At 72.1% G+C, this 18,793-nt stretch carries 19 protein-coding genes; 10 read left to right on the top strand and 9 right to left on the bottom strand.

What is annotated here, in order from left to right:
* Nucleotides 1-483, top strand: a complete 483-nt coding sequence (locus IE290_RS01655) for a MarR family winged helix-turn-helix transcriptional regulator (RefSeq protein ID WP_191242698.1) — start codon at nt 1-3, stop codon at nt 481-483.
* On the opposite strand, the gene IE290_RS01650 is transcribed toward IE290_RS01655, so the two are convergent.
* Both IE290_RS01650 and IE290_RS01645 read right to left on the bottom strand, forming a co-directional pair.
* Nucleotides 450-635, bottom strand: coding sequence for a hypothetical protein (locus IE290_RS01650; RefSeq protein WP_191244009.1), 186 nt, complete (start codon nt 633-635; stop codon nt 450-452). The genes IE290_RS01655 and IE290_RS01650 overlap by 34 nt on opposite strands.
* Before the next feature lie 73 nt (nt 636-708).
* A complete protein-coding gene (locus IE290_RS01645) occupies nt 709-1,995 on the bottom strand; it encodes an MFS transporter (protein WP_191242697.1) in 1,287 nt (428 codons plus the stop codon).
* A gap of 145 nt (nt 1,996-2,140) precedes the next feature.
* On the opposite strand from IE290_RS01645, the gene IE290_RS01640 reads away from it, so the two are divergent.
* The 5 genes from IE290_RS01640 (at nt 2,141) to IE290_RS01620 (ending at nt 5,195) form a co-directional block, all read left to right on the top strand.
* The gene (locus tag IE290_RS01640; protein ID WP_191242696.1) at nt 2,141-2,956 is read left to right on the top strand and encodes a mycofactocin-coupled SDR family oxidoreductase; all 816 of its coding nucleotides are present in this window, start codon (nt 2,141-2,143) and stop codon (nt 2,954-2,956) included.
* Nucleotides 2,957-2,961: 5 nt separating this feature from the next.
* Complete coding sequence (locus IE290_RS01635) at nt 2,962-3,513, top strand: TetR/AcrR family transcriptional regulator (protein ID WP_191242695.1); 552 nt, start codon at nt 2,962-2,964, stop codon at nt 3,511-3,513.
* A 79-nt stretch (nt 3,514-3,592) separates the two neighbouring features.
* A complete protein-coding gene (locus IE290_RS01630) occupies nt 3,593-4,042 on the top strand; it encodes an SRPBCC domain-containing protein (RefSeq protein WP_191242694.1) in 450 nt (149 codons plus the stop codon).
* Nucleotides 4,039-4,386 carry an ArsR/SmtB family transcription factor gene (locus IE290_RS01625; RefSeq protein ID WP_191242693.1) on the top strand — a complete coding sequence of 116 codons (348 nt, stop codon included), beginning with the start codon at nt 4,039-4,041 and terminating at the stop codon, nt 4,384-4,386. Before IE290_RS01630 ends, IE290_RS01625 begins: the two co-directional genes overlap by 4 nt.
* Nucleotides 4,383-5,195 carry an SDR family NAD(P)-dependent oxidoreductase gene (locus IE290_RS01620; protein ID WP_191242692.1) on the top strand — a complete coding sequence of 271 codons (813 nt, stop codon included), beginning with the start codon at nt 4,383-4,385 and terminating at the stop codon, nt 5,193-5,195. The genes IE290_RS01625 and IE290_RS01620 overlap by 4 nt, the downstream gene beginning before the upstream one ends.
* Nucleotides 5,196-5,206: 11 nt before the next feature.
* Here the strand turns inward: IE290_RS01620 and IE290_RS01615 are convergent, their stop codons facing one another.
* Genes IE290_RS01615 through bioB form a run of 3 tightly spaced genes read right to left on the bottom strand, consistent with a single transcriptional unit; the run spans nt 5,207 to nt 8,660 of the window.
* A complete protein-coding gene (locus tag IE290_RS01615) occupies nt 5,207-6,343 on the bottom strand; it encodes an 8-amino-7-oxononanoate synthase (RefSeq protein WP_191242691.1) in 1,137 nt (378 codons plus the stop codon).
* The gene (locus tag IE290_RS01610; protein ID WP_191242690.1) at nt 6,340-7,599 is read right to left on the bottom strand and encodes an adenosylmethionine--8-amino-7-oxononanoate transaminase; all 1,260 of its coding nucleotides are present in this window, start codon (nt 7,597-7,599) and stop codon (nt 6,340-6,342) included. Before IE290_RS01610 ends, IE290_RS01615 begins: the two co-directional genes overlap by 4 nt.
* Complete coding sequence (gene bioB / locus IE290_RS01605) at nt 7,599-8,660, bottom strand: biotin synthase BioB (RefSeq protein WP_191242689.1); 1,062 nt, start codon at nt 8,658-8,660, stop codon at nt 7,599-7,601. The genes IE290_RS01610 and bioB overlap by 1 nt, the downstream gene beginning before the upstream one ends.
* A gap of 108 nt (nt 8,661-8,768) precedes the next feature.
* Here bioB and IE290_RS01600 point away from each other — a divergent pair, with 108 nt between their 5' ends.
* Nucleotides 8,769-9,323, top strand: a complete 555-nt coding sequence (locus tag IE290_RS01600; RefSeq protein ID WP_191242688.1) for a TetR/AcrR family transcriptional regulator C-terminal domain-containing protein — start codon at nt 8,769-8,771, stop codon at nt 9,321-9,323.
* Nucleotides 9,324-9,792: 469 nt separating this feature from the next.
* Here the strand turns inward: IE290_RS01600 and manD are convergent, their stop codons facing one another.
* From manD to uidA, 3 genes are read right to left on the bottom strand one after another with little or no spacing between them, the layout of a single operon-like run.
* A complete protein-coding gene (gene manD, locus IE290_RS01595) occupies nt 9,793-11,031 on the bottom strand; it encodes a D-mannonate dehydratase ManD (protein ID WP_191242687.1) in 1,239 nt (412 codons plus the stop codon).
* Nucleotides 11,032-11,042: 11 nt separating this feature from the next.
* A complete protein-coding gene (gene uidB, locus IE290_RS01590; protein ID WP_191242686.1) occupies nt 11,043-12,383 on the bottom strand; it encodes a glucuronide transporter in 1,341 nt (446 codons plus the stop codon).
* Nucleotides 12,380-14,158, bottom strand: a complete 1,779-nt coding sequence (gene uidA / locus IE290_RS01585) for a beta-glucuronidase (protein ID WP_191242685.1) — start codon at nt 14,156-14,158, stop codon at nt 12,380-12,382. Before uidA ends, uidB begins: the two co-directional genes overlap by 4 nt.
* A 107-nt stretch (nt 14,159-14,265) precedes the next feature.
* On the opposite strand from uidA, the gene IE290_RS01580 reads away from it, so the two are divergent.
* From IE290_RS01580 to IE290_RS01570, 3 genes are read left to right on the top strand one after another with little or no spacing between them, the layout of a single operon-like run.
* Nucleotides 14,266-15,273 (top strand): LacI family DNA-binding transcriptional regulator, encoded by a 1,008-nt coding sequence (locus IE290_RS01580; RefSeq protein ID WP_191242684.1) that lies wholly within the window; start codon nt 14,266-14,268, stop codon nt 15,271-15,273.
* Between the two features lie 36 nt (nt 15,274-15,309).
* Complete coding sequence (uxaC, locus tag IE290_RS01575) at nt 15,310-16,737, top strand: glucuronate isomerase (RefSeq protein WP_191242683.1); 1,428 nt, start codon at nt 15,310-15,312, stop codon at nt 16,735-16,737.
* Nucleotides 16,738-16,787: 50 nt separating this feature from the next.
* Nucleotides 16,788-17,993 carry a mannitol dehydrogenase family protein gene (locus IE290_RS01570; protein ID WP_229874029.1) on the top strand — a complete coding sequence of 402 codons (1,206 nt, stop codon included), beginning with the start codon at nt 16,788-16,790 and terminating at the stop codon, nt 17,991-17,993.
* A gap of 3 nt (nt 17,994-17,996) precedes the next feature.
* Here the strand turns inward: IE290_RS01570 and IE290_RS01565 are convergent, their stop codons facing one another.
* On the bottom strand, nt 17,997-18,746 hold the full coding sequence (locus IE290_RS01565) for an IclR family transcriptional regulator (RefSeq protein WP_191242681.1): 750 nt from the start codon (nt 18,744-18,746) through the stop codon (nt 17,997-17,999).
* Nucleotides 18,747-18,793: the final 47 nt, after the last annotated feature.

Below are 18,793 nucleotides of genomic sequence, written 5' to 3'. Positions count from 1 at the left end.
GTGGTGACCGAACACCACGCCGACGACGCCCCGCTGACCCTGTACCTGGTCAAGAGGCTGGAGCTGGTGATCCGCTCGCTGATGGACGACGCGCTGCGACCGTTCGGGCTGACCACCCTGCAGTACACCGCGCTGACCGCGTTGCGGCACCGCAACGGCCTGTCGTCGGCGCAGCTGGCGCGCCGCTCGTTCGTCCGGCCGCAGACCATGCACACCATGGTCCTCACGCTGGAGAAGTACGGGCTCATCGAGCGTGCGGAGGACCCGGCCAACCGCCGGGTCCTCCTCGCCACCCTCACCGAGCGCGGACGGCAGGTCCTCGACGAGTGCACCCCGCTGGTGCGCCGGCTCGAGGACCGCATGCTGTCCGGCATGGACGAGACCAGCCGCGCCGCCTTCCGGCAGGGCCTCGAGGACGGCTACGGCATGCTCGCCTCGCACGCCAACGCTCAGCGCGCGTTGACGAACGGCGGCGGCGAGTAACGCACGAACGCCGCGTCCCCGATCGAGGCGGCCCCCTCCGGCAGCCGCTCCGGGCGCGAGGCCGCCGCGTCCATCGACGCGCTCACCACCGCGGGCCGGCCGGCGCAGGAAACCCCTGCGCGGGCGGCCGGCACGTCCGCGATCCAGGTCACGCCATCCGGCAGCGTGCCGCTCAGACGGGTCGCCGCGCTCGCCGGCGAGCACGAGTGCCAGCAGCACCGCGCATCACGCGTTCCCCCGCGGGGTCAGCGCGACGGCGACCAGTGCCAGCACGGCCATCCCGGCCAGGTACACGCCCACCAGCAGCGAGCTGCCGGACGCGGTGAAGATCGCGGTCGCCACCACCGGCGCGAGCCCGCCGCCGACCACGTTGCCCAGCTGGTAACCCAGCGACACGCCGCTGTAGCGGATCCGGGTCGGGAACTGGTCGGACAGCAGCGCGGGCAGCGGCCCGTACTGGGCCGACACCGTGATCACCGCGACCACGCACGCCACCAGCGCCAGCACGAACACGCCGGTGTCGAACACCAGGAAGAACAACAGCGCCGCCACGGCCTGCGCGATCGCCCCCGCGGCGATCACCTTCCGCCGCCCGAAGCGGTCCGCGAGCCCGGACAGCCCGTAGATCGCGCCGAGCTGCACCACGCTGGTGAGGATGACGACGACCAGCAGCGCGTTGCGCGAGTAGCCGACCTCGGCGGTGCCGTAGGACAGGATGTAGGTGAGGATGATGTAGCCCATCGCGGTCGACGCGCCGGTCACGAACACCGACCGCACCACGGCCAGCGGGTGGTCGCGCAGCACCTCCAGCAGCGGCACGCGCGCCGGGCGCTTGCGGGCCGCCTCCTCGAACAACGGGCTCTCGGTGAGGCGGCGGCGGATCACCAGGCCGAAGATCACCAGCACGAAGCTGACCAGGAAGCCCAGCCGCCAGCCCCACTCCACGAACGCCTCGCGCGTGGACGTGGAGGCCACCAGCAGCACCAGGTTCGCGGCGATCGCGCCCGCCGGGACACCGAGCTGCGGCGCGGCGCCGTAGAGCCCGCGACGCGACGGTGGCGCGTGCTCGACGGCCATCAGCGCCGCGCCGCCCCATTCCGCGCCCACCCCGACACCCTGCGCCAGGCGCAGGACCACCAGCAGGATCGGCGCGGCCACGCCGATCTGGTCGTAGGTCGGCAGCAGCCCGACCAGCACGGTGGCCGTGCCCATGATCAGCAGTGAGATCACCAGCATCCGCTTGCGGCCGATCCGGTCGCCGAAGTGGCCCGCGACGATCCCGCCGACCGGCCGCGCCAGGAACCCGACGGCGAACGTGGTCAGCGACGCGAGCTGGCTGACCGCGGGGTTGCCGGAGGGGAAGAACTGCGGCCCGAAGACGAGCGCGGCGGCCGCGCCGTAGAGGAAGAAGTCGTACCACTCGATCGCGGTGCCCACGAAGCTCGCGACCGCCACCCGCCGGGCGTCGCGGGTGCCGGAGCTCTGTGCGGAGAGGGCTTGCTGGTGCGTCATCGAACCACCAATCATCAGAGCCTCTGATATGCCGACGAAGGATGGCATCGCGGCCCGGACCCGTCAAGGCTCTTGACTGAGTACTCACTCAGGGGCAGTCTCGGCGGTGACCCGCGACGGCGCGGGAGACGAGGAGACTCAGACGATGGCGGGACGGGTTGCGGGCAAGGTCGCGTTGATCACCGGCGCGGCACGGGGTCAGGGCCGGGCGGACGCGGTGCGGCTGGCGCAGGAGGGCGCCGACGTGATCGTGGTGGACATCGCCGGCACGCTGCCCAGCGTCACCTACGCCTCCCCCACGCCCGCGGACCTGGACGAGACCGTGCGCCTGGTGGAGAAGACCGGGCGGCGGGCGGTCCGGGTGCAGGCGGACGTGCGGGACCTGGCGAAGCTGCGCGCGGGCGTCGACGCCGGTGTCGCGGAGCTGGGCGGGCTGGACATCGTGGTCGCCAACGCCGGGATCTGCGTGCCGTCGACCTGGGACGACGTCACCGAGGAGATCTTCGACGACACGATCGGCGTGAACGTGCGCGGCGTGTGGAACACCGTCATGGCCGGCGCGCCGCACCTGGTCGAGCGGGGCGGCGGGTCGATCATCCTGATCAGCTCGGCCGCCGGGATGAAGGTTCAGCCGTTCCTGGTGCCCTACACGACGAGCAAGTGGGCGGTGCGCGGCATGGCGAAGGCGTTCGCCACCGAGCTGGCGCGGCACGACATCCGCGTCAACAGCGTGCATCCGACCGGGGTGAACACCGGGATGACCGGCGAGGGGCTGCAGGCCGCGTTCGCCAAGGGGTTCGAGCGGGACCCGAAGCTGGCCGGGATGCTGACGAACCTGCTGCCGGTGGCGATCACCGAGCCCGAGGACGTCGCGGACACGGTGCTGTTCCTGGCCTCGGACGAATCGAAGTACGTCACCGCCCACGAGCTGGCCCCCGACGCCGGCGTCACCGAGTTCTGAGCCCCGTGACCGGACCCCACTCCTCCGGCCGCGACCGCATCCTGGCCGCGGCCGAGGAGCTGTTCGCCGAGCGCGGCTACGCCCGCACGTCGACCGCCCGCCTGGCGACGGCCGCCGGGGTGCCGCAGGGGCTGATCTTCTACCACTTCGGCACGAAGGAAGGGCTGCTGCTGGCGCTGATCCGGGAACGGTCGACGCGGACCCTCGCCGATCTGGTCCCGTCCCCGGCGCCGGCCGATCCGCGCGCCGCCGTGGTCGAGTTGTGGACGCGGTTGTCGCGCCTGCTGGGCGAGCAGACGCCGATGCACCGGATCGTGTTCCGGGAGAGCGAGCACCACCCCGAGCTGCGGACCCGCGCGCGAGAGATCCACGACTCCATCACCACGGCGGTGAGCGCGTATCTGGCGCGGGTGACCGGCCACCGCGAGCCGACGCCCCGCCACCACGCCGCGGCGCGGATGCTGGTGGCGACCTCCTCGGCCAGTTCGGTCGCGCCCGGCGGACCACCATTGGCCGCGCAGGCGGTGGCGGATCTGCTGCTGGACGGGCTGGGCTGAACCGCAACAAAAGGTTGCACATTCGCCACCCGCGGGCTAGCGTCATACGCAACCAATGGTTGCCTATGGGAGGTCCGGCGTGGAGTTCGGAAAACTGGAGCGCGAGATCCGCATCGACGCGGCACCGGAGATCGTGTTCGACGTGGTGAGCCGTCCCGAGCACATCAGCAGGTGGTGGTCCGACGACGCGTCGTTCGAGCCGGCACCGGGCGCGGCCGGCGAACTGAGCTGGGGCCACCACGGCGCGGCCGAGTCGATCACGGTGGTCGACGTGGATCCGCCCCGCCGGTTCGCCATCCGGTGGATCGCGCCGGACGGCGAACTGCCCGGGGTGGGCAACTCGCTCCTGGTCACCTTCGAGCTGGAGCCCTCCGGCGACGGCACGATCCTGCGCCTGACCGAGAGCGGCTGGCGGGAGAAGGGCTGGGAAGCGGCCGTGCTCGAACAGACCTTCCACGACCACGAGCGCGGCTGGGACACGTTCCTGCCCCGGCTGCGGAGCTACGCGCCGACCGTGGTGGCGCGATGACGGTGCCCGTCGACGACGAACTCTGGTCGGCGATCGGCGACCCGGTCCGGCGCCGCCTGCTCGACCTGCTGCTCGCGCACGGCGCCGGCACGCCGACCAGCCTGAGCGACCATCTCCCGATCTCGCGCCAGGCGGTCACCAAACACCTGGCCGTCCTCGATCGCGCGGGACTCGTGCACGCCACGCCCACCGGCCGTGAGCGGCGCTACGAAGTCGACGAGGCGCAGCTCGCCCGCGCCGTGCGGCAACTGAACGAAGTCGGCAAGACCTGGGATGCGCGGCTGAACCGCATCAAGCGCATAGCCGAACAGATCCAGAGCCAGAACCGTGGAGGACCCCGATGAGCGGATCGCTGCTGCCCGACAAGAACGCCGTGATCTACGGCGGCGGTGGCGCCCTCGGCGGCGCGATCGCCCGCGTCTTCGCCCGGGAAGGCGCCCGGGTCTTCCTCGCCGGGCGCACGCAGGCGAAGCTCGACGCGGTGGCGCGCGACATCGCCGCCGCGGGCGGAACCGCCGAGACCGCGCGGGTCGACGTGTTCGATCAGCGCGCGGTCGACGAGCACGCCGGCGCGATCGCGGCGCGGGCCGGCGGAATCGACATCGCCCTCAACGCGGTGAGCGTCATGCACGACCAGGGAACCGTGCTGGCGGACCTCTCGCTGGAGGAGTTCCTGCGGCCGGTCGACGGCTTCCTGCGGGCGCTGTTCATCACCAGCAAGGCCGTCGCCCGGCACATGGGCGGCGAGCGGCCCGGCGTCATCCTGACCTTGTCCGAGCCGGGCGCCAAACTGGCGCTGGGCGGCATCCTGGGGCACAGCGTGAGCGCGGCCGGCAAGGAGGCCTTCGCGCGGGTTCTGGCCGCGGAGCTGGCACCGCGCAACATCCGGGTGATCGGCATCCGCCCGCACGCCGTGGTCGACGCGCCGGCCGCGGGTTCCTACACCGCGGACCTGTTCCGCCACACCGCTTCGGCGGCCGGGCAGTCGGTCGAGGACATGCTCGAACACGGGGCCATGGCGCAGGGAACGCTGCTGAAGCGGCTGCCGACGCTGTCCGAGATCGCCGAGACCGCCGCGTTCCTGGCGTCGGATCGAGCCGGAGCCATGACCGGGGCGATCGCCAACCTGTCCGCCGGCGCACTCGTGGACTGAACGCGCCGTCGTCACACGAGTTGCCGGTGCTCCTCGGCTACCCGGGCCACGACGCCGATCGCGCGCTCCCAGCTCTCCTCGTCCAGCCCGGCGTGTGTTGTGATGCGCAAGCGGGAAACGCCGTCGGGCACCGACGGTGGCCGGAAGCAGCCCACCCGCACTCCGGCCGCGAGGGCGCCGGCCTGGGCGGCGAGCGCGACCTGCGGGGAGGGCATCGGCACCGACAGCACCGCGCCCGCCGAACGCGGCACGTGCAGCCGGTCGGCCAGCTCGGCGCCGCGCTCGTGGATCCGGGACGGCAGGCCGGGCTGTCCGCGCAGGATCCGCAGCGCGGCCAACGCTCCGGCGGTGGGTGCCGGCGCCAGTCCGGTGTCGAAGATGAACGGGCGCGCCCGGTTGACGAGGTGGTCGGTCAGCGCGGCGGAGCCGAGGACCGCCCCGCCCATCGCGCCCAGCGATTTGGACAGGGTCGCGGTCATCACGACGTGCGGGTGGTCGTTCAGGCCGAGGCCGTGCAGCAGGCCGCGGCCACCGTCACCGGCCACGCCGAGCCCGTGCGCCTCGTCGACGACGAGCAGTGCGCCGTGGTCGGCGCAGGTCTCGGCCAGCTCGGCGAGGGGTGCGGCGTCGCCGAGGACCGAGAAGATCGACTCGGTCAGCACGAGCGCTCGCCGTCCCCCGGCCGCGGCCAGCGCGTCCCGGACGGCGGTGACGTCGTTGTGCGGGACCACCCGGACCGCGGCCCGGGACAGGCGCGCGGCGTCGATCAGGGAGGCGTGCACGTGGGCGTCCGAGACGATGAGGGTGTCCCGGTCGGCCAGCGCGGTCACCGCCGAGAGGTTGGCGTGGTAGCCGGTGGAGAACACCAGCGCCGCCTCGCGGCCGGTGAAGCCGGCCAGTTCGCGTTCCAGCTCGGCGTGCAGGGTGGTCGTGCCGGTCACCAGCCGGGAGGCACCGGCACCGGCGCCCCAGACCAGAGCGGCTTCGGCCGCCGCGCGGCGGACAGCCGGGTGGCCGCTCAGTCCCAGGTAGTCGTTGTTCGCCAGGTCGATGAGGTCGTCGTCGGCCGCCCGCGGGCGCAGCGTGCGGTGCAGGCCGGCGGCCTCACGCGCGGACCGCTGCGCGGCGAACCACTCCGCCCAGCTCATGCGACCGCCGCCGCGGCCGCGATGCCGCGGCAGATCGCGGCGATGTCGTCGTCGGTGCACACGTAGGGCGGCATGGTGTAGATCAGGTCCCGGAACGGGCGCAGCCACACGCCCTCGGCCAGCGCCGCCGCGGTCGCCTTGTCGACGTCGACCGGGTGGTCGAGCTGGACCACGCCGACCGCACCGAGCACGCGCACGTCGGCGGCCGCGATCTCGTGCAGGGACTGCAACCCGGTGTTGATCCGGCACACGTCAGCCCGCCAGTCCCCAGTGGACAGCAGGTCCAGGCTGGCCGTCGCGATCGCGCAGGCCAGCGGGTTGCCCATGAACGTGGGGCCGTGCATGAGCACACCGGAATCACTGGCGGACAGTCCACTCGCGACCTCACTCGTGCACAAGGTCGCGGCCAGCGACAGGTAACCGCCGGTGAGGGCCTTGCCCACGCACATCACGTCCGGCGCCACCCCGGCGGCGTCGGCGGCGAACAGCGTGCCGGTGCGGCCGAAGCCGGTGGCGATCTCGTCGAAGATCAGCACCAGCCCGTGCTCGTCGGCCACCTCCCGGAAGACCGCCAGGCAGCTCGCCGGGTAGGGGTGCATGCCACCGGCGCCCTGCAGCAGCGGCTCCACGATCAGCCCGGCCAGCCGGTCGGCGTGCTCGGCGGCGAGCGTGCGGAAATCCGCGGCCCAGGCGGCGACGTCGGATTCGAGCCGGGGTGGGCGCGCGCCGAACACCTGCTCCGGCAGGACACCCGACCACATGGCGTGCATCCCGCCGTCGGGGTCGCACACGCTCATGCAGTCGAAGGTGTCGCCGTGGTAGCCGCCGCGGACGGTGAGGAACCGGGTCCGCTCGGGGCGGCCGGTGCCGCGCTGGTACTGCAGCGCCATCTTCATCGCCACCTCGACGCTCACCGACCCGGAATCGGCGAGGAAGACGTGCTCCAGGCCGGCGGGGGTCAGGTCGACCAGCCGGGACGCCAGCTCGACGGCGGGCTCGTGGGTGAGGCCGCCGAACATCACGTGCGACATCCGCGACAGCTGGCGGCGCGCCGCCTCGTCGAGCACCGGGTGCCGGTAGCCGTGGATCGCCGACCACCACGACGCCATCCCGTCGACCACGTCGCCGACGCCGTCGAGGGTGATGCGGCTGCCGGACGCGCCGGTGACCAGCCGCACCGGCGCCGGATCGGTCATCGACGTGTACGGGTGCCACAGGTGCCCGCGGTCGAACGCGAGCAGGTCCTCCGGGGACATCAGGCGTTGGGGACGAGGCCGGTGCCCGCGCCGCGGCGGCGGATGGCCGGGTCGATCGGCTCGGTCCGGGCCCGGTCCTCTTCGGACCCCAGCACGACGAACCCGTTGTCCCGGATCATGTCCAGGTCGGCCTGCGCCGCCTGTCCCTCGGAAGTGAGGTAGTCGCCGAGGAAGAGCGAGTTGGCGACGTGCAGCGCGAGCGGCTGCAGCGAGCGCAGGTGCATCTCGCGGCCGCCGGCGATGCGGATCTCCTTGTCCGGGCACACGAACCGCGCCATCGCCAGGATCTTCAGGCACCGCAGCGGGGACAGCTCCCAGGTGTCCGCCAGCGGGGTGCCGTCGAAGGGCATCAGGAAGTTGACCGGGATCGAGTCGGCGTCCAGTTCCTTGAGCGCGAACAGCGCCTCGACCAGCTGCTCGTCGGTCTCGCCCAGGCCGGCGATGAGGCCCGAGCACGGCGACAGCCCGCCGGTCTTCGCCTTCTCCACGGTGTCCACCCGGTCGGCGTAGGTGTGGGTCTGGACGATGGTGTGGTGGTGGCTCTCGGCGGTGTTGATGTTGTGGTTGTAGGCGTCCACGCCGGCCTCGGCGAGGCGTTCGGCCTGCCCGTCGGAGAGCAGGCCGAGGCAGGCGCAGACCTCGACTTCGGGGTGTTCCGCCTTCAGCGCCCCGACCATCTCGGTGACGCGGTCGATGTCCCGGTTGGACGGTCCGCGGCCGGAGGAGACCAGGCACACCCGCGCGGCCCCGCCGGCGATCCCCGCGCAGGCCTGCTTGAGCGTCTCCTCTTTGGACAGCCAGGAGTACTTGAGGATGGGGGCGGCGGAGCCGAGCGCCTGGGAGCAGTAGTTGCAGTTCTCCGGGCACAGGCCGGACTTCAGGTTCACCAGGTAGTTCACCTTGACGGTGTTGCCGAAATGCGCGCGGCGGAGCCTGCCCGCCGCGGCGACGAGGGAGAGCACCTCGGCGTCGTCGGCACCCAGCACGGCGAGCGCGTCACCGGGCCCGGCGGGAACCCCGGCGAGGACCGCGTCGGCGAGCTGCTCGAACCTGGAGCCCATCACTTCTCCTGACTCTGCGTGACTGGTCGATTACAACCTGAACGGTGTTCGGTTGGCGGCGCCGACGGTACACTGGGCGCGGCGAACAGGTCAACGGGAGGAGTCGGCGTGCGCTACCACCGGCGCGATGTGGTCGAGCGCGCGATCGAGGTCCTCGACGAGTACGGGCTGGAATCGCTCACCATGCGCCGGCTGGCCGCCGAACTGGGCCTGCAGCCGAGCGCGCTCTACCACCACGTGCCGAACAAGCAGACGCTGCTGGCCGCGATCGCCGACGAGATCCTCGACCGCGGCAGACGCGAGCGCCGGGCGGCCGAGTGGGACCGGCGGGTGGTGGAGATCTGCGCCGAACTGCGCGACGCGATGCTGGCCTACCGGGACGGAGCCGAGGTGGTCGCGACGGCGCACACGTTCGGCCTCGGCGCCAGCGAACCGGCCACGCAGCTGCGGGAGGCGCTGCGGGCGGGCGGCCTGGAGGACGACCTCGTCGAGGTGGGCACGCGCGCGTTGCTGCACCTGGTCTTCGGGCACACGGCGGAGGAACAGGCGGCGCTGCAGGCCTCCAGCGCCGGAGCGATCGACTGGGAGCCGGGTTCGGCCGGTGATTTCGAACAGGGACTGGAACTGCTGCTGGACGGCCTGCGGTCGAGGGTGCGCCGCTGAGGGTGGCCGGGCCTGCGGCCGAGGGCGGCCGGGTGCGCCGGTGACTGGCGGCCGGGTCCGCCGCTGAAGGCCGCAGGGTGCGCCGGCAGACGGCCCCGGCTGCCGTGCGGCGGCACGATCGCGCCCGTCAGGGCGGCGAACCCGCTGACCAGCGGTGGGCGAGGCCAGCGGTGGCCGCGGCGCCGCGGCCACGAGAAGCCCAGTCATCGCCGCGCGAGAGGGCCATTCGCCGCCCCACCAGGGCCCACTCGACGCCTGACGAGAGGGCCAACCGTCGTCTTACGAGAGGGACAACCATCGCCCCACCAGAGGGCCAGCCGTGGCCGCCCGAGAGGGCCAACCATCGCCCCACCAGTGGGCCAGCCGTGGCCGCCCGAGAGGGCCAACCATCGCCCCACGAGAAGGCCAACCATCACCCCACCAGAGGGCCAGCCGTGGCCGCGTCACCAGAGGGTCAGCCGTGGCCGCGTCACCAGTCGTGGACGGTGCCGTCACTGAGGCGGTTCGTCGGCAGGTACGCCGGCTCGTAGGGGTACTTCGCCGCGAGGTCCTCGTCGAAGTGGATGCCCAGGCCCGGGTCCTCCCCTGGGCGCAGACCGCCCTCGGCGAACTCGAACGTCGGGCCGAACACCGCCATCGTCTCCGGGCTGTGCAGCATGTACTCCTGGATCCCGAAGTTGTGCACCGCCAGTCCAAGGTGGACAGCCGCCGCCAGGCCGACCGGTGACACATCGGTCGGGCCGTGCATGCCGGACTTCACCTGGTACATCGCGGCGTAGTCGATGATCCGGCGCACCCCCGTGATGCCCCCGGCGTGCGTGACCGGCGAGCGGACGTAGTCGATGAGCTGCTCCCGGATCAGCGTCTGATAGTCCCACACGGTGTTGAACACCTCGCCGATCGCCAGCGGCGTCGTGGTGTGCTCGCGGACCAGGCGCAGCGCCTCGGGGTTCTCCGCGGGCGTCACGTCCTCCAGCCAGAACAGGTCGTAGGGCTCCAGCGACTTGCCGAGCCGCGCCGCCTGGATGGGCGTCAACCGGTGGTGCGCGTCGTGCAGGAGGATCAGCTCGGGGCCGAACTCGTTGCGCACCGCTTCGAACACCGAAGGCACGTGCCGCAGATACGCCCGCGTGTCCCAGGACTCCTCCGCCGGCAAGGCGGCACGGCGCGCCGGTTCGTAGTCGTACCGGCCGGATCCGCCGACCGACGCCGCCGAACTGCTCGCCACGCCGTACACCGAATCCAGGCCGGGCACACCGGTCTGGACCCGGATCGCGCGGAACCCCAGCTCGAGGTGCTCGCGAATGGAGTCGGACAGCTCGGGAATCCCGCGCCCGCTGGCGTGGCCGTAGACCAGGCACCGGTCCCGGCTGGCACCACCGAGGAGCTGGTACAGCGGCAACCCCGCGACCTTGGCCTTGATGTCCCACAACGCCGTGTCGACCGCGGCGATCGCGGCCATCGTGACCGGGCCACGCCGCCAGTAACCGCCCCGGTAGAGGTACTGCCAGGTGTCCTCGATCCGGTGGGCGTCACGCCCGATCAGCAACGGCGCGACGTGGTCACGCAGGTAGCTCGCCACCGACAGCTCCCTGCCGTTGAGCGTCGCGTCGCCCCAGCCGACCACCCCGTCCGCGGTCGTGATCTTCAGCGTGACGAAGTTCCGCCCCGGGCTGGTGACAATGACCTCGGCGCCATCGATACGCACTGGTTCTCCGTTCATGACTCGACCAACTGGTTCCGGCGCCCCGCGACCTCGGCGGTGATCTCGCGGAGCCGCTTCTCCGTCAACGGGTAGGCGATCATGATCACGATCGCGATCACCGTGCAGGCGGCCGGCACCAGGCCGGCGGCCGCGCGGATGCCCCACAACGCCCCGTCGCTCTGCACGCGCGCGCCGCCGGCATACCCGGCGAGGGCGATGGTGTACGCGGCCGCGGCGCCGCCGAGCGCCTGGCCGATCTTGCGGACGAACGAGAACACCGCGTACGTCGTGCCCTCCGTGCGGGCGCCGGTCTTCCACTCGCCGTAGTCGACGGTGTCCGCCTCCAGCGACCACATGAGCGTGTTGACCAGCCCGAGACCCGCGCCGATCAGCAGGAAGAACCCCAGCGACACGAACGGGACCGAGGCCGGCGCGAACAACACCCCGAGCGCGCCGACCACCATCACCCCACCCCCGGCGACGTAACTGGGGACCTTGCCGAACCGGCGCACCAGCTTCGGCACGAGCGGCGCCAGCACGAACATCAGGACCAGCTGCGGGGCGGAGATCGCGATGTAGAAGCTCGGGTTGCCCAGCACGTCCCGGGCGTAGTACACGCCGACCGTCTGGATCGAGGCCATCGCGGTCAGGAAGAACAGCGAGCTGACGCACAGCATCACCAGCGGCTTGTTCCGACGCAGCGTGCGCAGGCTGTCCTTCAGCCCGACCTTCGCCATGGCGCGCGGCACGGTCTCCCTGGCCGTGGCGAAGGTGAACAGGTACAGGGCCGCACCGACGGCCACGAACGCCAGTGTGGTCAGCAGCAGCGACCGCTGCAGGTTCGCCGAGTCCTTGATCTGCGGGGACACCACGAAGATCAGCATCAGCATCGTCGCCGCCGCCCCCATCCCACGGGCACTGGCGAGCTTCGTGCGCTCCACGGGATCCTGCGTCATCGCGGCCGCGAGCGACCCGTAGGGGATGTTGACCAGGCTGTACGCGGTGCCCATCGCCGCGTAGGTCAGGTACGCGTAGCCGATCTTGGCCGCCAGCGGCCAGTCCGGCACGGCGAAGGTCGCCACGCTCAGCAGGAGCAGCGGCACCGAGGCGTACAGCAGCCAGGGCCGGAACTTCCCGAACCGCGTGCTGGTCCGGTCGATCAGCCGGCCGGCGGCCAGATCCGCGAAACCGTCCCAGATCCGCACGACGAGGAAGATCGTGCCGGCCGCGGCGGCCGGGATCCCGGCCACGTCGGTGTAGTACAGCAGCAGGAACATCGACGACATCGCGAAGGCGAGGTTGTTGGCGGCATCCCCGGCCGCGTACCCGAAGAGCTGTCGCACGCGCAGTTTCATCGTCGGCTCCAGCGGCGCCGCAGCGTGAACGCGCCCGCCTTGGGCTTGCGGTCGCGGGTGAACACGCCCTTCTTGTTGCCCTCCACGCGGAACACGCCGGCCGAGGTGGCGAAGTCGGCGAAGTTCCACACGTGCTCGCCGGTCACGGCGTCCACGCGGTCGAACACCCGGTGGTACATCTCCAGCAGTTCGGCCTGGTACTCCTCGGTCCACGGCTGCGGGATGACCGAGTGCAGGCCCGCCACGGTGTCCGCGCCGTACTCGGTGACGAGAATCGGCTTGTGGTGCCTGGCCGCCCACGCGGTCAGGTCGGCTTCCAGTTCGCGCTCGGCCGCGGCCAGGTCGCCGGTCTGGGTGTACCAGCCGAAGTACCGGTTGATCATCACCACGTCGGCCAGGTCGGTCACCAGGCACTCATCCGACGGCGACAGCATCATGTTCACGAAGCCGACCGGCCGGGTGTGATCCAGCCGGCGCGTCTCGGTGAACAGCGGCTCGAAGTACTTCCTGGACTCTTCGGTGTGCGATTCGGGTTCGTTGGCGATGCTCCACAGCACGACGCTGGGGTGGTTCTTGTCCCGGGCGACCAATTCCCGGATAGCCTGCAGGTGCGTGCGCTGCGCGGCGTCGGAGACCGTCTCGGCGGAGAACGTCGCCTGCTTCGCGCCGTGCAGGATGCCGCCGCCGATGCCGAGGTTGAGCCCCACCGCCGCGGTTTCGTCGATGACGACGATGCCCTTGCGGTCGGCGTAGTCGAGGATCTCCTCCGCGTACGGGTAGTGCGAGGTGCGGAAGGAGTTGGCGCCGATCCAGTCCAGCAGCGCGAAGTCGTGGACCATCGACACGTCGTCGTGGCCCTTGCCGCGGACCGCGTGGTCCTCGTGCATGCCGAAACCGGTGAAGTAGAACGGTTCCCCGTTGATCAGGAACCGGGTGCCGTCGACCGCGACCGTGCGGATCCCGACGTTCAGCGAGTACCGGTCGGCGGGCGAACCGCCCCGCCGCAGTTCGACGTCCATTTTGTACAGGTAGCCTTCGCCGGGACGCCAGGGGTGCGCGTCCGGCACGGTGAGCGTGCCGGTGGCCCCGGTGGTGCTCGCGACCTCGGTGCCCGAGGAGTCACGCAGGACGACGTGCGTCTCCACGTCACCGCCGCCGGTGATCGCCACGTCGTAGTCCACCGTGCCCGTCGTGCCGGACAGTCCCGTCCGGACGGTGACGTCGCTGACGTGCGTCACCGGCGTGGTGTACAGCCACACCGGCCGGTGCAGCCCGGCGTAGTTGAAGAAGTCGTGGTAGTACCGCTGCCGGGGCCCCTCCGCGGTCTGCTCGACGTAGCCCGGCGGGATCGACTCCCAGCTGAGCCGGTTGTCCACGACCACGGTGACCCGGCTGGTCTCCCCCGGCCGCACCAGAGCGGTCACGTCGGCCTCGAACGGGGTGTACCCGCCTTCGTGCTCCGCGACCTGCTCGTCGTCCACCCACACGACCGCGCGGTGGGTCGCGGCGTCGAAGCGCAGCACGACGCGCTCCCCCGCCCAGCCCGCGGGCACCGGCACGTCGGTCTGGTACCACACGTCGCCGACGTGCTCGCGGATCGCCGGGTCCGGGATCACGTCGTTGTAGCTGGCCGGAACCGGCATCTCGACGCTGCCGGGAAGCGGCGCCTGCCACCACTTCTGGTCCCGCCCGGCTCCGCCGGGATCGGTGGCGAAACGCCAGAGCCCGTTGAGGGTGCGGCGATCTCGCCAGGTGTTGACGGTCGGTCGAAGCATCGTTGCTTCCCTTCTGGGCGGCAAGAGGTACCGCCCGAAGGTAGGAGGCCGCCGGTAGCATGACAATTTGTTGCCAGCTGTTGCCACAACGACCGGGAGGGCTGGGCGTGGACGAGGGACGGGTCACCATCTACGACGTGGCGCGGCACTGCGGGGTCGCCGCGTCGACCGTCTCTCGGACGTTCAGCAACCCGGCGCGGGTCAACGCGGCCACCCGCGAGCGGGTCCGGGCCGCCGCACGGGCGATCGGTTACCAGCCGCGGCCGCTGGCGCGGGCCGGATCGCCGGGCCGCGGCCGCACGCTGATGCTGGTGGTCACCGACATCGCCAACCCCTACTACGCGCCGCTGATCAAGGCGGCGCAGGCACGGGCGATCGAACGGGACTTCACCCTGGCGCTGACCGACAGCGACGAATCGCCCGAGGTCGAGGCGCGCAACCTGCGGCAGCTGCTGGCCGCCACCAGCGGCGGGATCCTGGCGACCTCCCGGCTGTCCGACGACGTGGTGCGCCAGCTCGCCCAGCACCGGGCGCTGGTGATGGTCAACCGGGAGATCGACGGCCTGCCGAGCCTGGTCGTGGACACCGCGGGCGGGATGCGCAAGGCCGTGCGCCACCTCGCCGCGCTCGGCCACCGCCGCATCGCCTACCTGTCCGGGCCGCGCAGCTCGTGGGTCAACAGCCGGCGGTGGCGCGCCGCGCAGGAGGAGGCCGGCGCGCTCGGCATCCGGGCGGCTTTCCTCGGCCCGTTCGCGCCCACCCAGCGGGGCGGCCACGAGGCGGCCGACGCGCTGATCCTCGACGGCGCGACGGCCGCGATCGCCTACAACGACCTGGTCGCGATCGGCACGCTGCAACGCCTGCGGCCGGCCGGGGTCCGGGTGCCCGAGCAGATCAGCCTGATCGGCTGCGACGACATCTTCGGCGCCGACCTCACGGTGCCCGCGCTGACCACGATCGCGGGCCCGGCCGCCAAGCTCGGCGCCTGCGCCGTGGACGCCCTGTGCGCCGAGCTCACCGGGCGCGGCGGGCACGAGGTGGCGCAGAGCTTCGACGCCCACCTGGTCGTCCGCGGCTCGACCGGACCCGCGCCGGTGGCAACTGGTGGCAACTAGTTGCGCCAGGCCGGCGCCGGCGGAGAGCCTGCGGGAATGCACCGTGGCTCGACAGGCGTCGCACTCGAACCCCATCCGGACCGGCTTCTGCCCAGCGACCCTGCCGAGCGGTCGATCGCGCGCAGGCTGTACGAGAGCGTGCGCGACCTGCCGTTGATCAGTCCGCACGGGCATGTCGACCCGGCGCTGCTGGCCCAGGACACGCCGTTCGACAACCCCGCCGAGCTGCTGGTCACCCCCGACCACTACGTCACCAGGCTGCTGCACGCACACGGCGTTCCGCTGCGTGACCTGGGCCTGCGCGACGCGGACGGGCACACGGCCCCGCCGCGCGAGGTGTGGCGCACGTTCTGCGCGCATTGGCGGTTCTTCCTGGGCACCGCGTCCCGCCAGTGGCTGGAGGCCGAACTGCACGACGTCCTCGGCGTGCGGGTGCACCCGTCCGAGGCGACCGCGGACGCGTTGTTCGACGAACTGTCCGAACGGCTCGCCAAACCCGGCTTCCGGCCGCGGGAGCTGTACGAGTCGTTCAACATCGCCGTGCTCGCCACGACCGACGACCCCGCCGACGACCTGCGGCACCACCGCGCGCTCGCCGACGATCCGGCCTGGCGTGGCCGCGTGGTGCCGGCCTTCCGGCCCGACCGCTACCTCGACGCCACGAACCCCGGCTGGCCCGCCGCACTGGACCGCCTCGCCGAGGCCAGCGGCATCGACACCGGCAGCTACCGCGGCACGATCGCCGCGCTGGAGCAGCGCCGCGAGTTCTTCCGCCGGCACGGCGCCACCACCACCGACCACAGCGCCCCGGACGCGCGCATAGAGTTCCTGCCCGAGGCGCGGGCGTCGCGGCTGTTCGACGCGGTGCGCGCCGGCACGGCCGGTCCCGGGGACGCGCGGCTGCTGTCGCGGCACCTGCTCGGCGAGATGGCCCGGATGTCCAGTGAGGACGGGATGGTGCTCACGCTGCACACCGGCATCGACCGCAACCACCACGAGCCGACCTTCGCGCGGTTCGGCCCCGACACCGGCCACGACATCCCGGTGCGGGCCGAGTTCACGCACGCGCTCAAACCGATGCTGCAGCGGTTCGGGACCCATCCGGTGTTCCAGACCGTGTTGTTCACCCTCGACGAGACGGTGTTCTCGCGTGAGCTGGCCCCGCTCGCCGGCTTCTACCCGACGGTCTACCTGGGCGCGCCGTGGTGGTTCCTCGACGCCCCGCGGGCCATGCGCCGCTTCCGGGACGCCGTCACCGAAACCGCCGGTTTTCACCGCAGCGCCGGGTTCATCGACGACACCCGCAGTTTCTGCTCGATCCCGGCCCGCCACGACACCGCGCGCCGGGTCGACGCCGCGCACCTCGCGAGCCTGGTCGCCGAGCACGTCTTCAGCGAGGACGACGCCCACGACGTGCTGCGCGACCTCAACGACCGCCAGCCGCGCACGGCGTTCCGGCTGTGACGCCGGGGCTCGCCCGCGCCGGCGCACCGGCGCCCGTCCGCGCTGTCCACTTGGGACTCGGCGCGTTCCACCGGGCCCATCAGGCGTGGTACACCGCCGCCGACGAGACGTGGGGCATCGCCGCCTACACGTTCCGCAACACCGAACTGCCGCGGCTGCTCACCCGCCAGGGCGGGGTGTTCTCCCTGCTCGTGCGCGAGGACGCGGGTGACCGGGTGGAACCGGTCGGCTCGATCACGCGCGCGCACCCCGGCGCGGACACCCGGCAGTGGCTGGCGGACGTGGCCTCGCCCGAGGTCGCGCTGATCACGCTCACGGTGACCGAAGCCGCCTACACCGTCCCCGAGCCGGGCGCCGACTCGGCGGTGTCCCGGCTGGTGGCGGGGTTGCGGGCGCGCTTCCACGCCAACGCCGCCCCGATCACGCTCGTGCCGTGCGACAACCTCGCCGACAACGGGGACGTGCTGCGCGCGGTGCTGCGCAAGGTGTGCGACGAGTCCGCGTTCGCCGAGTGGGTGGAAGACGAGGTCGCCATCGCGAGCACGGTCGTGGACCGCATCACCCCGGCGACCACGGATCGGGACGTGTTGCGGGTTCACCAGCTCACCGGGCTGCGAGACCTGGCGCCGGTGGTCACCGAACCCTTCACCGAGTGGCTGATCGCCGGGTCCTTCCCGCACGGCCGCCCGGCGTGGGAGCGGGCCGGGGCGCGGTTCGTCGACGACATCGGCGTGTACCAGCAACGCAAACTGTGGTTCCTCAACGCCGCGCACTCGCTGCTCGCCTACACCGGGCTCGCCCGCGGGCACGCCACCGTCGCCGAGGCGGCCGGCGATCCGGCGCTCGGCGGGCTGGTGGAGTCCTGGTGGGACACCGCCGCCGCGTACCTGCCGCTCTCCCCCGCCGAGGTCACCGGCTACCAGCGGCGGCTGCGCAAGCGGTTCGCCGCGCCCGGCATCCGGCACCTGCTGAGCCAGATCGCCGCGGACGGCTCGCACAAGATCCCGGTCCGGCTCCTCCCGGTGCTGCACCGCGAGCGGGCCCGGGGGCGGCTGCCGCACAGCGCGGTCGCCGGGCTGGCCGCGTGGCTGGCCTACCTGCGCGGCCCCGAGGTGCGGGACGCACGCGCCGCGGAGCTGGTGCCCCTGGCGCGCGCGGAAAAACCCGCGCGCGGTGTGCTCGCGGCGATCGACCCCACCCTGGCCAACGACGCCGAACTGCTCACCGCGATCGACACCGAGCTGCGCGCGTTCTGACGCTCAGCGGATCGAGCGCGCGATCCCCAGCGCCGCCGTGCGGACGGCGGGTGCGAGGCGCTCCACGGCGGCTCTCGAGTGCGCCACGATGCCGAGCGCCCCGCGCACCCGGCCGTCCAGGGCGAGGATCGGCGCGGCCACCGACACCGCGCCCAGCGTCATCTCCTGGTAGGAGTAGGCGACGCCGGTCTTGCGCACCTCGGCGAGCGCGGTCGCGAGCCGTCCGGGCTGGGTGATCGTGTGCGGGGTCATCCGGGGCAGGCCGGCCTCGGCGAGGGACTTCAGCAGCTCCTTGCCGGAAAACGCCAGGATGCACTTCCCGATACCGGTCGCGTGCAGCGGCAGCCGGCCGCCGACCTGGGTCAGCGTCGGCACCGCCTTGGTGCTGGAGATCTTCTCGATGCACAGCGCCTGGTGCCCCTCCAGCACCGTCAGCTGGATGTTCTCCTGCGTGGCCTGGAACAGGTCGTGCATGTACGGCAGCGCCGCCTCCCGCAGACCGCGCTGCTGCGGCGCCAGCGTGCCGATCGTCCACAAGCGCATCCCGATGCGGTACCGGCCGTCGGCGAGGCGCTCCAGGCCGCCCCAGTCGCGGAGTTCGGTGATGAGCCGGCGCGCGGTGGAGATCGGCAGCCCGCTGCGCTTGGCGATCTCGGTCAGCGTCAGCGCCGGGTGGGCCACGTCGAAGCAGTCCAGGACGGTGAGCAGCCGGCGGGAGACGGTTTCCCCGGGTGAGTTCGTGCGGCCGGCCACGTCCCCACCGTAACCGGCGTTGCCACTGGATGGCAATCAACACTGGT

The sequence above is a fragment of the Amycolatopsis deserti genome (assembly GCF_014653945.1).
In the GTDB taxonomy this organism is placed as follows: Bacteria; Actinomycetota; Actinomycetes; order Mycobacteriales; family Pseudonocardiaceae; genus Amycolatopsis_E; species Amycolatopsis_E deserti.
The sequence above is the reverse complement of the archived record's forward strand: the minus strand, read 5'-3'. Positions and strand labels throughout refer to the sequence as shown.

Excerpts from the sequence above, each read along its gene's own strand:
- IE290_RS01645 (WP_191242697.1), bottom strand. The coding sequence starts at position 1,995 with ATGACGCACCAGCAAGCCCTCTCCGCACAGAGCTCCGGCACCCGCGAC.
- IE290_RS01640 (WP_191242696.1), top strand. The coding sequence starts at position 2,141 with ATGGCGGGACGGGTTGCGGGCAAGGTCGCGTTGATCACCGGCGCGGCA.
- IE290_RS01625 (WP_191242693.1), top strand. The coding sequence starts at position 4,039 with ATGACGGTGCCCGTCGACGACGAACTCTGGTCGGCGATCGGCGACCCG.
- IE290_RS01620 (WP_191242692.1), top strand. The coding sequence starts at position 4,383 with ATGAGCGGATCGCTGCTGCCCGACAAGAACGCCGTGATCTACGGCGGC.
- IE290_RS01615 (WP_191242691.1), bottom strand. The coding sequence starts at position 6,343 with ATGAGCTGGGCGGAGTGGTTCGCCGCGCAGCGGTCCGCGCGTGAGGCC.
- IE290_RS01610 (WP_191242690.1), bottom strand. The coding sequence starts at position 7,599 with ATGTCCCCGGAGGACCTGCTCGCGTTCGACCGCGGGCACCTGTGGCAC.
- bioB (WP_191242689.1), bottom strand. The coding sequence starts at position 8,660 with ATGGGCTCCAGGTTCGAGCAGCTCGCCGACGCGGTCCTCGCCGGGGTT.
- uidB (WP_191242686.1), bottom strand. The coding sequence starts at position 12,383 with ATGAAACTGCGCGTGCGACAGCTCTTCGGGTACGCGGCCGGGGATGCC.
- uidA (WP_191242685.1), bottom strand. The coding sequence starts at position 14,158 with ATGCTTCGACCGACCGTCAACACCTGGCGAGATCGCCGCACCCTCAAC.
- uxaC (WP_191242683.1), top strand. The coding sequence starts at position 15,310 with ATGCACCGTGGCTCGACAGGCGTCGCACTCGAACCCCATCCGGACCGG.